The 13,431-nt window shown below is 70.1% G+C and carries 16 protein-coding genes; 10 read left to right on the forward strand and 6 right to left on the reverse strand.

The window, feature by feature from the left end:
- Nucleotides 1-26: 26 nt before the first annotated feature.
- The 4 genes from AB0G04_RS02490 to AB0G04_RS02505 form a co-directional block, all read right to left on the reverse strand.
- The gene (locus tag AB0G04_RS02490) at nt 27-587 is read right to left on the reverse strand and encodes a hypothetical protein (protein ID WP_360975062.1); all 561 of its coding nucleotides are present in this window, start codon (nt 585-587) and stop codon (nt 27-29) included.
- A gap of 23 nt (nt 588-610) precedes the next feature.
- Nucleotides 611-3,148 (reverse strand): valine--tRNA ligase, encoded by a 2,538-nt coding sequence (gene valS / locus AB0G04_RS02495; protein WP_360975065.1) that lies wholly within the window; start codon nt 3,146-3,148, stop codon nt 611-613.
- 41 nt (nt 3,149-3,189) lie between these two features.
- Complete coding sequence (locus AB0G04_RS02500; protein ID WP_360975068.1) at nt 3,190-3,687, reverse strand: methylated-DNA--[protein]-cysteine S-methyltransferase; 498 nt, start codon at nt 3,685-3,687, stop codon at nt 3,190-3,192.
- 144 nt (nt 3,688-3,831) lie between these two features.
- Entirely contained in the window at nt 3,832-5,316 is a 1,485-nt protein-coding gene (locus AB0G04_RS02505) for an AlkA N-terminal domain-containing protein (RefSeq protein WP_360975071.1), read from the reverse strand.
- Between the two features lie 228 nt (nt 5,317-5,544).
- On the opposite strand from AB0G04_RS02505, the gene AB0G04_RS02510 reads away from it, so the two are divergent.
- Together AB0G04_RS02510 and ychF are read left to right on the forward strand one after the other, a co-directional pair.
- On the forward strand, nt 5,545-6,339 hold the full coding sequence (locus tag AB0G04_RS02510; RefSeq protein WP_360975074.1) for an alpha/beta fold hydrolase: 795 nt from the start codon (nt 5,545-5,547) through the stop codon (nt 6,337-6,339).
- 37 nt (nt 6,340-6,376) lie between these two features.
- Complete coding sequence (ychF, locus tag AB0G04_RS02515) at nt 6,377-7,462, forward strand: redox-regulated ATPase YchF (protein ID WP_360975077.1); 1,086 nt, start codon at nt 6,377-6,379, stop codon at nt 7,460-7,462.
- 20 nt (nt 7,463-7,482) lie between these two features.
- Here ychF and AB0G04_RS02520 read toward each other — a convergent pair whose 3' ends face one another.
- Together AB0G04_RS02520 and AB0G04_RS02525 are read right to left on the reverse strand one after the other, a co-directional pair.
- Nucleotides 7,483-8,634, reverse strand: a complete 1,152-nt coding sequence (locus AB0G04_RS02520; RefSeq protein WP_360975080.1) for a tyrosine-type recombinase/integrase — start codon at nt 8,632-8,634, stop codon at nt 7,483-7,485.
- Nucleotides 8,624-9,124, reverse strand: coding sequence for a helix-turn-helix transcriptional regulator (locus tag AB0G04_RS02525; RefSeq protein WP_360975083.1), 501 nt, complete (start codon nt 9,122-9,124; stop codon nt 8,624-8,626). Before AB0G04_RS02525 ends, AB0G04_RS02520 begins: the two co-directional genes overlap by 11 nt.
- A gap of 67 nt (nt 9,125-9,191) precedes the next feature.
- Between AB0G04_RS02525 and AB0G04_RS02530 the strand changes: the two genes are divergently transcribed.
- The 8 genes from AB0G04_RS02530 to AB0G04_RS02565 all read left to right on the forward strand — a co-directional run bounded on the left by AB0G04_RS02530 (nt 9,192) and on the right by AB0G04_RS02565 (nt 13,212).
- Entirely contained in the window at nt 9,192-9,377 is a 186-nt protein-coding gene (locus tag AB0G04_RS02530) for a helix-turn-helix domain-containing protein (RefSeq protein WP_360975086.1), read from the forward strand.
- A 1-nt stretch (nt 9,378) separates the two neighbouring features.
- A complete protein-coding gene (locus AB0G04_RS02535) occupies nt 9,379-9,594 on the forward strand; it encodes a hypothetical protein (RefSeq protein ID WP_360975089.1) in 216 nt (71 codons plus the stop codon).
- Nucleotides 9,591-9,932 carry a hypothetical protein gene (locus AB0G04_RS02540; RefSeq protein WP_360975092.1) on the forward strand — a complete coding sequence of 114 codons (342 nt, stop codon included), beginning with the start codon at nt 9,591-9,593 and terminating at the stop codon, nt 9,930-9,932. Before AB0G04_RS02535 ends, AB0G04_RS02540 begins: the two co-directional genes overlap by 4 nt.
- Before the next feature lie 128 nt (nt 9,933-10,060).
- Complete coding sequence (locus tag AB0G04_RS02545) at nt 10,061-11,122, forward strand: AAA family ATPase (protein WP_360975095.1); 1,062 nt, start codon at nt 10,061-10,063, stop codon at nt 11,120-11,122.
- Nucleotides 11,119-11,385 carry a hypothetical protein gene (locus AB0G04_RS02550; protein ID WP_360975097.1) on the forward strand — a complete coding sequence of 89 codons (267 nt, stop codon included), beginning with the start codon at nt 11,119-11,121 and terminating at the stop codon, nt 11,383-11,385. Before AB0G04_RS02545 ends, AB0G04_RS02550 begins: the two co-directional genes overlap by 4 nt.
- 212 nt (nt 11,386-11,597) lie before the next feature.
- On the forward strand, nt 11,598-11,858 hold the full coding sequence (locus tag AB0G04_RS02555; protein WP_360975100.1) for a hypothetical protein: 261 nt from the start codon (nt 11,598-11,600) through the stop codon (nt 11,856-11,858).
- Nucleotides 11,859-11,869: 11 nt separating this feature from the next.
- Entirely contained in the window at nt 11,870-12,361 is a 492-nt protein-coding gene (locus tag AB0G04_RS02560; protein WP_360975103.1) for a hypothetical protein, read from the forward strand.
- Nucleotides 12,362-12,816: 455 nt separating this feature from the next.
- Nucleotides 12,817-13,212, forward strand: coding sequence for a hypothetical protein (locus tag AB0G04_RS02565; RefSeq protein ID WP_360975106.1), 396 nt, complete (start codon nt 12,817-12,819; stop codon nt 13,210-13,212).
- Nucleotides 13,213-13,431: the final 219 nt, after the last annotated feature.

Genomic DNA, 13,431 nt, shown 5'->3' on the forward strand with positions numbered 1-13,431 from the left:
GCCTGTTCGGATCAGGCCTGTCCGGCTCAGGTGTGCTTCGGCCCGGCCGTGCTGTGCAGATGCCGGTCGATCTCACGGCGCAATGCCCGCGGGCTCGGCCAGATCTGGGTCAGGTCCGCGGTGAAAGCCGGCCCGCGAGGTGTGTCGGCCAGCGGCGGCCCGCCCGCGTCCCCCTCCTGCACCGGATGAACACTGTCCAGATCCGCCGGCACCACGTCCAGAACCGTTCGCAGACCGTCCCGGCGGATCACCACCGCTGCGATGTCCGCCCAGTCCAGCAGAATCGGATCGGACTCCTGCGCGGCCAGCTCGAGCCCGCCGGACGACACCCGCACCCAGGTCGTGAGAGCCGCCCGCGCCGACAACGAGTACGCCGCCGCCACCGCCCCGCCGACCAGCACGGCCTGCAGGACCGTCACCCACCACGGGTCACCGCTGTCCCCGGCGATCCACCCCACGACGGGGGAGACCACCAGGTAGGCGACCATCAGCGCGGCGAACACCATGACGAAGGTCCGGGCCGGCGACGACCGGAACAACACCGCGTCCCGGGCCGGAGCCCGGACCTCCTCGGGCGCGATCGACATGCCTCCTATGGTGGCCGCCCGCCTCAGAACGCGCAGGCGATCACCAGTTCCGGGGTGCGGTCCCGGAGCAGGTCAAGTTTGCCGATCCGGGCCGCCGCCCGGAAATCACCGTCGATCGACTCCAGCCGGTCCAGCAGCGCCGCCGGGCCGAGCGCCTCCGCGAGCGGCACCTCCGTCTTCATCGAGACCTTCCGGTCCGACTTGGCCCGCCGAACCTGCCGCAGCGCCTCACCGGCCAGATCCAGCAGCGACGGATCACTCTCCGGCGCCACCCGGGTCAGCTCATACCTCGTCGGCCACGTCGACCGGTGCACCGACCCGTACCGCCACCACGACCAGATCTCCTCGGTGACGAACGGCAGGAACGGCGCGAACAGCCGCAACAACACCGACAACCCCGAAGCGAGTGCCGCCCGCGCCGAATCACCGGCCGGCCCCGGCGCGTACGCCCGGTTCTTGACCAGCTCGATGTAGTCGTCGCAGAACGTCCAGAAGAACGTCTCCGCCGCCTGCAGGGCGTCGGTGTGCTGGTAGTCCTCGAACGCCGTCGTCGCCGTGACGACCACCTCGGCCAGCCGGCCCAGCATCGCCCGGTCCAGTGGCTCGGTGACCGGCTGCCGCAGGGCATCCGCCGCACCCAGACCCAGCGCGAACCTCGACGCGTTCAACAGCTTCGTCGCCAGCCGCCGGCCGACCTTCAACTGGGCCGGCTCGAAAGCCAGATCCGCGCCCGGACGGCCGCACGCCGCCCAATAACGGACCGCGTCCGAGCCGTACTGATCGAGCAGCTGGATCGGCGTCTCGACCTCATTGCCGAGCAACTTCGAGATTTTCCGGTGGTCCGGGTCGAGGATCCACCCGGATAGGACCGCCCGCCGCCACGGCAACGAGTCACCCAGCTGGCCGGCCCGCAGCACCGACGAGAACAGCCAGGTCCGGATGATCTCCTGCCCCTGCGGGCGGAGATCCATCGGATAGGTACGCGCGTGCAGATCAGGGTCGATGCTCCAGCCCGTGACGATCTGCGGGCTCAGCGACGACGTCGCCCAGGTGTCCATGACATCGGGGTCCGCCGTGAACCCGCCCGGGACGTCCCGCTGGTCCTCGGAGAAACCGGGCGGACAGTCCGACGACGGATCGACCGGCAGGGCCTGGTCGTCCGGGATCAGCAATTGGTCGTAGACCGGCTCCCCGGCGGCGTCCAGCGGGTACCACACCGGAATCGGGACACCGAAGAACCGCTGCCGGCTGATCAGCCAGTCACCGGTCAGGCCACCGACCCAATGCTCGTACCGATGCCGCATTGCCTCCGGAACCCACCGCAACTCGCGCCCCCGGGCCAGCAGCCGCTGCCGCAACTCCGGATCACGGCCGCCGTTGCGGATGAACCACTGCCGGCTCGTGACGATCTCCAGCGGGCGATCACCGCGTTCGTAGAACTTGACCGGATGCGTGATCGGCCTGGGCTCCCCGATCAGATCACCGGACTCCCGCAGGAGCCGGACCATCTCGGCACGGGCAGCATTGACGGTCAGGCCGGCGAACCGCTGGTAGGCCGCGACCGGGACACCCGCCGGAGCGTCCGGCAGGAACCGGCCGTCCCGTCCCAGGACGACCCGGGCCGGAAGGTCCAGCTCACGCCACCAGGTGACATCGGCCAGGTCACCGAAGGTGCAGACCATCGCGATCCCCGTGCCCTTGTCGGCTGCCGCGAGCCGATGCTCGCGGACCGGGACCTCGACGTCGAAGAACGGAGTGCGGACCGACGTGACACCCGCGAAGCGGGGATCACCGGGGTGATGAACCAGCGCGACACACGCCGGCAGCAGCTCCGGCCGCGTCGTGTCGATCTCGATCGGCCCGTCCGGCCCGTGGAAACGCAGCCGATGGTACGCGCCGGGCCGCTCCCGATCCTCCAGCTCGGCCTGGGCGACCGCGGTCCGGAAACCGATGTCCCACAGCGTCGGCGCCTCTGCCGTGTAGGCCTGGCCGGCCGCCAGGTTGGTCAGGAACGCGCGCTGCGAAACCGCCCGCGCCCTCGCACCGATCGTGGTGTACGTCAGCCCCCAGTCGACGGACAGTCCCAGCCGCCGCCACAACTTCTCGAAACCCTTCTCGTCCTCGACGGTCAGCCGGCCGCACAACTCGACGAAATTGCGCCGCGAGATCGAGACCGGCTCCTTGGGCGCCTCGGCCGGCGGCTCCCACGACGGGTCGTAGGGCAGCGACGGGTCGCACCGGACGCCGAACAGATGCTGAACCCGGCGCTCGGTCGGCAACCCGTTGTCGTCGAACCCCATCGGGTAGAAGACCGCCTTGCCGCGCATCCGCTGGAACCGCGCGACCGTGTCGGTGTGCGTGTACGAGAAGACGTGCCCGACGTGCAACGAGCCCGATACGGTCGGCGGAGGTGTGTCGATCGCATACACGTCGGCCCGCTCCTTGGAACGGTCGAACGCGTACGTGCCCTCCTCCTGCCAGCGCGGCGCCCACTTGCCCTCGAGCCCGTCCAGAGACGGCCGCTCGGGGAGACCGTGACGCCCGGTTCCCGTATCAGTCATGCCGGTCAGCGTAGGACCGGCCCCCTCGGGCCGCCACGCGATTAGCCATCGGCCGACTCGTGCCGCAGCAGCCATTCCTTGACGTGCAGACCCCACCGGTAGCCGCCGAGCGACCCGTCGGTCCGCAGCACCCGATGACATGGGGTGAACAGCGCCACCGGATTGCGGGCACACGCGGCCGCAGCCGCACGGATCGCCGCTGGCCGGCCGGAGAGCCCGGCAAAACCCGTGTAGGTCACCGGGGCTCCCGGCTTGATGTCGCGCATCACCCGCCACGCGTGCGCCATGAACTCACCGGCCGTGTGCTGCTCGACCCGCACCGCGTCGATCGCGGTCAGATCGCCCTCCAGATAGGCGCGGACGGCCGCGCCCACCTCGCCGGGATCACCCGGCTGCACCGGCTCGAGCAGCGCCGGATGCACCAGCTTCATCAGCTCCGTCACATCGGTGGTGAAGCCGGCCGCACGCACCGCGCCGGCCTTGCTGACCACCACCGTGAACGGGCCGGCCGCGCTGTCCAAAGTCGAATGAAGCAACATCGTTTCCTCCTGGTTCGAGGTCTGCGAGCATGGCCTGTTCTCACGGGCGGCGGAGTGCCGGAAGCCCCGGCTGTGGACAACTCCGAAGGCGCTTCCGGCAATGTGGACAACGGTCGCCCCGAGCCGGCCCACGGGTATGTTCGGTCAGGCGGCGCGCCACAGACGGATCAGCGCGTACGACCGCCAGGGGCGCCAGCGTTCGGCGTGGGCGGTGAGGGCCTTCACGGTGCCGGGCAGGCCGACGGCCTCAGCGCCGCGGCGGGCCGCCAGGTCGGTGGGCAGGAACACGTCGGGGTCGCCGATCGCGCGCATGGCGACATAACCGGCGGTCCACGGGCCGATGCCGGGCAGCTCGGTGAGACGGGCGACGGCCTCGGACCGGTCGGCGCCCGGGTCCAGGTCGAGCTTGCCGTCGGCCACGGCCTCGGCCAGGGCGCGGATCGTTGCTCGGCGGGCAGCCGGCATGCCGAACGCGGAGTCGGGCAGGGCGGCGATGGCGCTCGCTGCCGGGAATCCGGTGAGCGTTCCGGTCGCGGTGGTTTGGGGGATGGGGGTGGGTTCCCCCAGAACCGGACGCGACACCGATCCCTCCGCCGCCGTAGCAGCCCGGAGCATCCGCCCCAGCGTCGTCCGAGCCCCGGCCACACTCACCTGCTGCCCCACCACCGCCCGGACCGCCATCTCGAACCCGTCCACAGCCCGGGGCACCCGCACTCCCGGCTCCGCCGCGACGGCCGGGGCCAGCGCCGGATCCGCCTGCAGCAGCCCGTCCACCGCCACCGGATCAGCGTCCAGATCGAACAGCCGCCGGCACCGAGCCACCGCCGGCGCGAGATCCCGGACATCGCTGAGCTGCAGCGTCGCATGCACCCAGCGCTCCCCGGGTGTGAGCACGACGTCCGCGTTCCCGTGCGGCAGGTTCAATCCGCGCCGGTACGCCCCACCGGCCACCTCGTCGACGCCGGGCAACGTCCGCGCCGCGAAGAACTCCAGCAGCGATCCGGCGTGCAGCGGCGGCCGGTACGCGAGCCGCAGTGTGACGACGCCGGCCTCCCCGCGGTCGGTACGGGTCTGTTTCTCGCGCATCTGGCTGGGTGACCGCGCGTACACCTCGAGCATCGTCTCGTTGAACTGCCGCACGCTGCCGAATCCGGCGGCGAACGCGATGTCGGCGAGCCCGAGGCGGGTCGTCTCGACGAGGATCCGTGCGGTCTGGGCGCGTTGTGCGCGGGCCAGGGCGAGTGGCCCGGCACCGAGTTCGGTGGTGAGCATCCGGTTGAGGTGCCGTTCGGTGTATCCGAGCCGGGCGGCGAGCCCGGGTACGCCTTCCCGGTCGACGATCCCGTCGCCGATGAGGCGCATGGCCCGTCCGACGGTGTCGGCGCGGGTGTCCCATTCGGGTGAGCCGGGTGCGGCGTCGGGGCGGCATCGCCGGCAGGCGCGGAATCCGCCGCGCTGGGCGGCGGCCGCGCTGACGTAGAACGTGACGTTCTCCCGTTTCGGTGTGACGGCCGGGCAGGACGGGCGGCAGTAGATGCCGGTGGTCCGGACGGCCGTGTAGAAGCACCCGTCGAACCGCGGGTCGCGGCTGTCGACGGCCCGGTAGCAGTGTTCGAAGTCCAGCTCCATGTGGTCGAGTCTGCTCCCGCGGAGCGCCGGAGGCTGGCGGGATTCGGACATGACCGTGGGTCAGGGCAGCGCCGGCCGGGCAGGGTCGGTAGTCGGCGACGGAGCGGGCTTGCGGGGCCAGGGCGTAGAGCAGGCCGAAGTGGAGCGGTCAGTCGGGGACGCGTGGGAGACGAGCCTGATGTCAACCTGGGTTGACGACGACTCGTTGTGTCAACTACGGTTGACGACATGATGGCGCAAGCGGCAAGGACGGACATCCGGTGGCGCGCCTTCGGCGGCGGCCCCAAGGTCGTGCTTCTGCACGGCGGCATGCAGACCTCGGCCAACTTCACGAAACTCGCCCGGTCGCTCGCGACCACGTTCACCGTCTACGTTCCCGACCGGCGCGGGCGCGGCCTCAGCGGTCCGGCGCGGGACGGCCACGGCCTGCGTGCCGAGATCGACGACCTGGCGGCGGTGCTGGACGAGACCGGGGCGCGCAACGTCTTCGGCCTCAGCTCCGGCGCGGTCATCGCGCTGCGGGCGGCGATGGAGCTGCCGATCGAGCGCCTCGCGCTCTACGAACCGCCGCTCAAACACGGTGATCACGATCCGCTCGCCTGGCTTCCGCGATACGAGAAGGAGCTGTCCCGGGGCCGGCGGGCCGCCGCCTTCGTCACGGTCTCCCAAGGCACAGGCGATCTGCGGTACGTGCCACGCGCGGCCCTGATCCCGCTGATGGGACTCGTGATCCGCGCCGGCGAGGGCAGGCGGATCGGTGACCTGATCCCGACGATGCGCCTGGACGCGGCGGTCGTCGAGGACGCGGCCGGCCCGCTCGGCACCTATGCGACGGTCGGCTCGGACACGCTGCTGCTGGGTGGGGACCGCTCCCCGGCGTACCTGAAAGGGGTCCTGAACGGCCTGGAGCCCGTCCTGCCGAGAGTGCGCCGGGTGACCTTGACCGGGGTGGGGCATCTCGCCGCCGACGACAGTGGCAAGCCGGAGCTGGTCGCGGCCGAGCTGCGGAAGTTCTTCCGCTGAACCGGCCCGGATCGGGCACTGCGTAGACTGGCGTTCCGTGAGCCTCACCATCGGAATCGTCGGCCTGCCCAACGTCGGCAAGAGCACCCTCTTCAACGCCCTCACCAAGAACGACGTGCTCGCCGCGAACTACCCGTTCGCGACGATCGAGCCCAACGTCGGCGTGGTGGGGCTGCCCGACGAGCGGCTGAACAAGCTGGCCGAGATGTTCGGCAGTGAGAAGATCCTGCCGGCACCGGTGAGCTTCGTCGACATCGCCGGCCTGGTCCGCGGTGCGTCCAAGGGCCAGGGCCGGGGCAACGCGTTCCTCGCCAACATCCGCGACGCGTCCGCGATCTGCCAGGTGGTGCGGGCCTTCTCCGACCCGAACGTGCTGCACGTCGACGGCAAGGTGTCCCCGGCCGACGACATCGAGACGATCAACACCGAGCTGATCCTCGCCGACCTGCAGACGGTGGAGAAGGCGCTGCCCCGCATGCAGAAGGAGGCGAAACTCAAGAAGGAGAAGGCCGCCGCGGTGGCCGCCGCCGAGGCCGCGTTCAAACTGCTCAACGACGGTGTCACCCTCTACCAGGGCGCCGCCTCCGCCGGCATCGAACTGGACCTGCTGAGCGAGCTGCACCTGCTCACCACGAAGCCTTTCCTGTACGTGTTCAACGTCGACGAGACCGAGCTGGGTAACGAGGCGTTCCTCGACGAGCTGCGTGCCCTCGTCGCCCCGGCCGAGGCCGTCTTCATGGACGCGAAGATCGAGTCCGAACTGATCGAGCTGGACGAGGCCGACGCCCTGGAGCTGCTCCAGTCGACCGGCCAGTCCGAGCCCGGCCTGAACCGGCTGATCCGCGTCGGCTTCGACACGCTCGGCCTGCAGACGTACCTGACGGCCGGCCCGAAGGAGGCCCGCGCCTGGACGGTCCCGGTCGGCGCGACCGCCCCCGAGGCGGCCGGCGTCATCCACTCCGACTTCCAGCGTGGCTTCATCAAGGCCGAGATCGTCAGCTACGACGACCTGGTCGCCGCCGGTTCCATGTCCGCGGCCAAGGCTGCCGGCAAGGTCCGCATGGAGGGCAAGGACTACATCATGAAGGACGGCGACGTCGTCGAGTTCCGCTTCAACGTGTAGTACAGCAGCATCAGCACTGGTCAGACCGCTTTCAGGGGACCGCTGGTCCGCAGGGAGTCCGCAGCAGGTTCGCCGAACGTCTCCGACATCAGCGAGTCCGCGGCCTTGCGGGTGCGGTCCTCGGCGGTCGGCCAGAGGTGCGCGTACGTGTTGAGGGTGGTCGTCGGCTTCGCGTGGCCGAGAGCTTTCTGCACGGTCACCACGTCGCAGCCCTGGGCGATCAGCCCGCTGGCGTAGAAGTGCCGGAGGTCGTGCAGCGTGAAGCCGTCGATGCCGGCGGCCCGGCACGTCTTGCGCCACCAGTAGCCGACCGTGTTCTGATGCGGCGGGTCCTGGCCCTCACCGAGGAACAGCCACCCGAGCGGGCTCTCCGGCATCTCCTTCACGTGCACCGACAGCAGCTCGAGCAGGCCGTCTGCGAGGAACACCGGGCGTTCTGAGCCGTACTTCGGCGGCGTGATCAGTACGGTCCCACCGTCGCCGCGCTGGACCTGCTGCGTCACCTGGAGTACCCGCCGGAGGAAGTCGACATCCCGGCGCCGGACCGCGGCCGCCTCGCCCAGGCGCAGGCCGGCGAACGCCGCCACCGAGATGAACAACCGCATCCACGGCACCGCCGCGTGGTCGAGCAGCGCGCGCACCTGAGCCGATGTCGGGATCGTCATCGCCGCGTCGGCCCGTCGCTGGCGGGGAAGCGTCACGTCCTCGGTGGGATCCCTGACGATCAGCTTGTCGCGGACCGCCGCCCGCATTACCGTGCGGACGTTCTGCAGCCGGGTCTTGATCGTGCCCGGCGCGAGGCCGCGCGGCTTACCCTCGCCGCGGTCAGCGGTCTGCATCGCCTTGACCCAGCTCTCGACGTGCGACCGGCGGATCGACTTCAGCGGCACCCTGCCGAACGTCACGCAGCCGGCCGCGAGGCGCATCGCACGCTCAGTACCTGGCACCCAGACCTGTCGGGCCGCCCAGTCCTGGAAGAATCGCTCGAAGGTGATCTCCCCGGCCTTCGGGTCGACGTACTGCCCGGTGACGATCGCGGCGGTCTGCTCGTCAAGCCACCGCTCGCCGTCCTTCTTCCGGTCGAAGTGCCGCGAGTGCTCCCGGCCGGCCTCGTCGCGGTACCGGGCCCGCCACTTCCCGTTCGGGCGCTTCGCGATGCTCTTACTCGCCATTGCGGGCCTCGTACTCGCCGATCGACGCCTCCAACTTCCAGCGCTTCTCGGCCAAGTACCGCAGGTCACGTTCCGCCTGCTGGACCTCGTCCTCCAGCTGGTGACGCCTTCGCTGAACCTCGTGCCTTGTGCGCTCCTGGTGTTCGATCGCCTCCGCCAGGCTTCTCTTCGCTTGCTCGTACTCCTCGGCGGTCAGCTGCGGCACCGTGCCGGTGTAGTGCTGCAGGTCTAGACCGAGCAGCTTCGCCAGGGCCGCCACCTCGTTGAGGCGGATCGGCCGCCTGCCCTGCTCCAGCCTGATCATGGCCGTCTTCTCAAGTCGCACACCGCGTTCTGCAAGGTGTGCGCGCAGTTCCTCCTGTGTCCATCCGCGCACTTCTCGGGCTTCGCGAACTGCCGCGCCGAAGTGCTGCTCAGGAGTCGGCGTCTCATCTAGGTGCGTCACAAGCACCAACGTATGTGCTCTCAGGGCTTGCGTCAACGCAGTCATACGTGTTGAGATTCGGGTCGTCCTAGAGCACCTCCATAGGTGCTCCTAGAGAACCAGGAGTGTGGCTGTGGAGAAATACCTCACCACCGAAGAGGTGGCAGAGATTGCCCGCACTGCGCCGAGCACCGTTCGGTACTGGCGCATGGTCGGGAAGGGGCCGCAAGGCGTAAAGCGCGGCCGACGTGTGCTCTACCCGCAGTCCGCAGTGGAGCGCTGGCTGACCGTCGACGAGACCGAGCGAGCGGCCGCCTGAGATGAGCCAGCACAACCAAAACGCCCGCCCCGCGGCGAACGGGACGGGCGGCAAGCAGGCCGACGAGACCGGGTCGAGCGTAACCCGTGACCGAGACCCACGGCGACCATCCGAGCGGGTCACGGCGATCGACTACGCCCGGATGGGTTTCGACCTCGGGTACGCCGAGCGGTCCGCCGTCGGCAGTGCCTTGCTCGTCCTGGAGCGTGCGCAGTGAGGCGGGATGCAGGCACGGTCCTGCGGGCAGGTGAGGCGCTCCTCGGCGAACAGGAGACGTTCACCCGCGAGCAGGTCGCCTACCTGATCAACCTGGCCTTCGAGTCCGGCATCCGCTTCCGGGCGACGTACGCCGAGGGCGAGCTGCTCGTGAGCTGGGCACGGCACCACGTCGCGCCGCCGACCCGGCGGGAGCGCATCGCCGCCGAGCTGGCCGCCGTCGACCGGGCTGCCCGACTGGCCGCCGAGCGGGCGGGCCGCCCGTACCGCATCTACCGGGGTGGGCCGGTCGACTGGGAGACCGGTGCGCCCGTTCGCCGACTGGGGGCGGTCGCGTGACCAGTAAGGCCATGCAGGCGCCCCGGGCTGTTTCTGACACTCGTCCGCATGTGTCAGAACCGGAACCGCCTCTGAGCAGGGAATCTGACACTTCTGACACTTCTGACACAGTTCTGGATGAGCTGCTGTTGGCGGGAGTTCGGGACGGGTCATGGCTCGATCAGCAGGATTTCCCGGCACTGCGGTACGCCGTGCCCGGCCTGCTCCCGGAGGGCCTGACGTTGCTCGTCGGGCCGCCCAAGGCCGGCAAGTCGTGGCTCATCCTCAGCACCCTGCTCGACGTCGCCGCCGGCGGCCGGATCCTCGGCAGCATCCCGGCCGGGAAGCCGCGCCGCGTGCTGTACCTCGCCCTCGAGGACGGCGACCGCCGCATGCAGGACCGGTCCCGCCGACTGCTCGACGACGAGCCGATCCCGGCGACGTTCTCCTACCTGACCAGGGTGGAGCCCGTCCGGCTGTACAGCACCATCCGGGCGTTCCTCCGGCGACACCCGGACACCGCCATGGTCGTCCTCGACACGCTCGGCAAGGTAATGCCGCAGGCCGGGCCGGGCGAGTCCGCATACCAGCGCGACTATCGGGTGGGCGGCGAGCTCAAGCGGATCGCCGACGATCGGCCGGGGCTCGCCCTGGTCGTGCTGCACCACGACCGCAAGGCCGTCAGCGAGGACTTCGTCGACTCGGTCAGCGGCACCAACGGCCTGGCCGGCGCCGCGGACACCATCGTCGTGCTGTCACGGAAACGCCAGTCCACCGACGGCCTGCTCGCAGTGACCGGCCGCGAGGTGCCCGAGGCGGAGTACGCGCTCCGCCTGGTCGACGGCGTGTGCTGGCAGCTCGACGGCGCCAACCTCGCCGCGGCCGCCGCGAGTGCCCGCCAGCGGCAGGAGAGCGCTGGAGTCTCCGAAACCACGATGGGTGTCGTCGAGTTTGTCCACGCCGCCGGCCCGGCCGGCATCACCGCCGGTGCGGTCGCCGAGAAGTTCGGCAAGGACAGCCACCAGTACCTCCGGCGCCAGGTCGAAGCCGGACGCCTGATCAAGCTCGGCCGCGGCCGGTACGCCGCCCCCATCACAACTGTGTCAGAAGTGTCAGAAGTGTCAGAACAGCAGGTCATCGCCGCTTTCAGTTCTGACACCCCCGAGACCAGTGTCAGAAACAGCGCTCGATCAGCAGGAGAAAACCCGTGATCATGGATTCCGAGCAGCGCACCGAGATCCGGCGAGCCACGCGCGAACTGGTGACCCACTCCCTGGGCGAGAACTACGAGGCGCTCCACGAGGGCACCCGCCGGCTCGCCGCCGACCCGGACACCGCGGAGCAGGCCGTCGCCGCCCTGGTGCTCGCCATCGACTTCGCCATCAGCCGGACGGCCGAGGTCGGCCAGCTCGACGCCGGGCAGATCTGGCAGGCATTCGCCCTCAACCTCGCCGCCGTCGACCACATCGGATAACGGCGGTGAGCGAGCCGAGCGACTGGCAGGCCCGCCTCGCCCAGGCCGTCACCGAGCACCAGCAGAAGCGCCAGGCCCGACGGGCAGCACGCCAGGAACTTGACACCCGCCGTCAAGCGGGGTTGACAGCACGACACGCACAGAAGCTCGCCCGGACCAGCCCGCGGGGAACGCGTGGCCGCCAGCGAGGACGAGGAACCGAAGGAGAACCGATGCCCGACCCGTTCGCGAACGCCTACACCGCCAGCGAGACCCCCGCCGACACGCAGGCCAGACTCCGCCGCGAGGCATTCCGACCCGACCCGGCCATGGAACGGCTCGCCCAGCTCAAGACCGACCAGCCCGCCAGGTACGACTTGCTTCCCGCCGCCAAGCGCGTGGCACTCGGCATCTACCTGGCCAGCAAACAGGCCGCCGAAACCGGCAAGCCGGTACCCACCAGCCGCACATTCCCGTCCGACGATGAAGCCTGAGGGGGCGCCCGATGACAACCACCCACGAAGAACTCGCCGCCGTCGAGTCGCGGGCCGCCCAGCTGCGCGCCCAGGTCGAAGCCGACCAGGCCGCCGCTAGCCGGCGCGTCACCGAAGCCCAAGCCCAGTGGGACCGCGACTTCATGGCCAGCTGGGAGAAGCAGAAGGAGCAGGCCCAGGCCGAACAGCAGGACGCCGCCGAACGGTTCCGGCAGGCCGTACTCGCCGATCCGGTATGCCAGGCCTACATCCACTGGCGTGCTGCCCGCTACCGCGTGATGGCCGTACACCGCGACGCCACCAACATCGGCAACACCAGCGGCGCCGACAACACGCCCGCCTACGAGATGACCTTCCGCTTCCCAGACTTCCTCGAAGCGCTCGTACCCATGCTCGAGCAGGAGGCCGGCAAGCTCGGCGAGAGCGACAGCGAGCAGCGCTGGGAAGAGCGAGCCCAGGTCGCCGAAGCGGCCCGCGCCAACACCAACCCCAAGCAACCGTGACCCTGGCCTGACGGCCCCCAAGACTGCGGCGTCAACGTCACCCGGCCCCGTCCTCAGCACGGCACGGGACCCGGGATCGATGGCAGTGAGCGCACTCTCCGTTGCAGCGCACAGACCTGCCAGCGCCGCACCGTCGAGCCCGGCCCTCGCGTGGGGCTGGGGCCGGGCTCGACTTCACTCTGAGTCACCTAGGGGGTGGGGGGTGAACCCTGTAGCCCCACAGCGGAGGACCGCCGGGGAGGGCTCTCGGGGGTGCGACGGGTTCAGACTTTCCGGGGCGGCAATTTTCGTAACGCTCAGTAGGGGGTGATCGGGTGTCTCGAGGGGGCGCACGTAGCCGATCTGGTCCAGGGCCGGACCCGCTTTCCTTACGGTCGGCCAAGCGCGGGCTCACCTTCACCGCTCTGCCCGCGGCCGGGTACGACGGCGAGATCCCCCCGTACCCGCTGCCGCCGGTGTCGGTGTTCGACGTCTGGTTCTCCGCCGGGGAGCGGCACAAGGTCTTGGACCTGGAGGCCACCGACGCCCGCCATGAGCGCGAGCTGCAGCTGTGGGCGCAGGCCTGGCGCACTCCGCAGGCCACGGTGTGGGCTCGTGAGGGCTGGCGCTGGCACACCGTCGCGATGTGGGTCCGTACCTCGGCGCTATGCGAGTCCGGCGACGCCACCGCGGCGGACAAGAACTCGCTGCACCGGTTCGCCGACCAGATCGGGCTGACGCCGGCCGGGCTCCACGGGAACGGCTGGAGGATCGGTTCGGAAGCGGTGCCGCCGGCGCGGTCCTCGCCGGTCCGGTCGACCGCCAGGGACCGGATGAAGATGCTTCGCGGTGGGGGCGAGTCGGCGCCATAGGTGCGCGAAGATCTGTCTGAGGAGTGCGCCAACTCGGGTCTCCCCAACCTCGTCCGTTGGCGCACCTGACGACCGCGTTACCGCTGCACACGGGCCGTGTCGAGGGTCTTCCCTGGCGCACCCCGTTGACGCCTTCCGGTGCGCGGAGATCGCGTCACCGGGTGCGCGGGTGGGGCGGATAGAGAACGGCGGCCGAGGGCGCCCATCGCCCCCGACCGC

It is taken from the genome of Actinoplanes sp. NPDC023801, assembly GCF_040639655.1.
Lineage (GTDB): Bacteria > Actinomycetota > Actinomycetes > Mycobacteriales > Micromonosporaceae > Actinoplanes.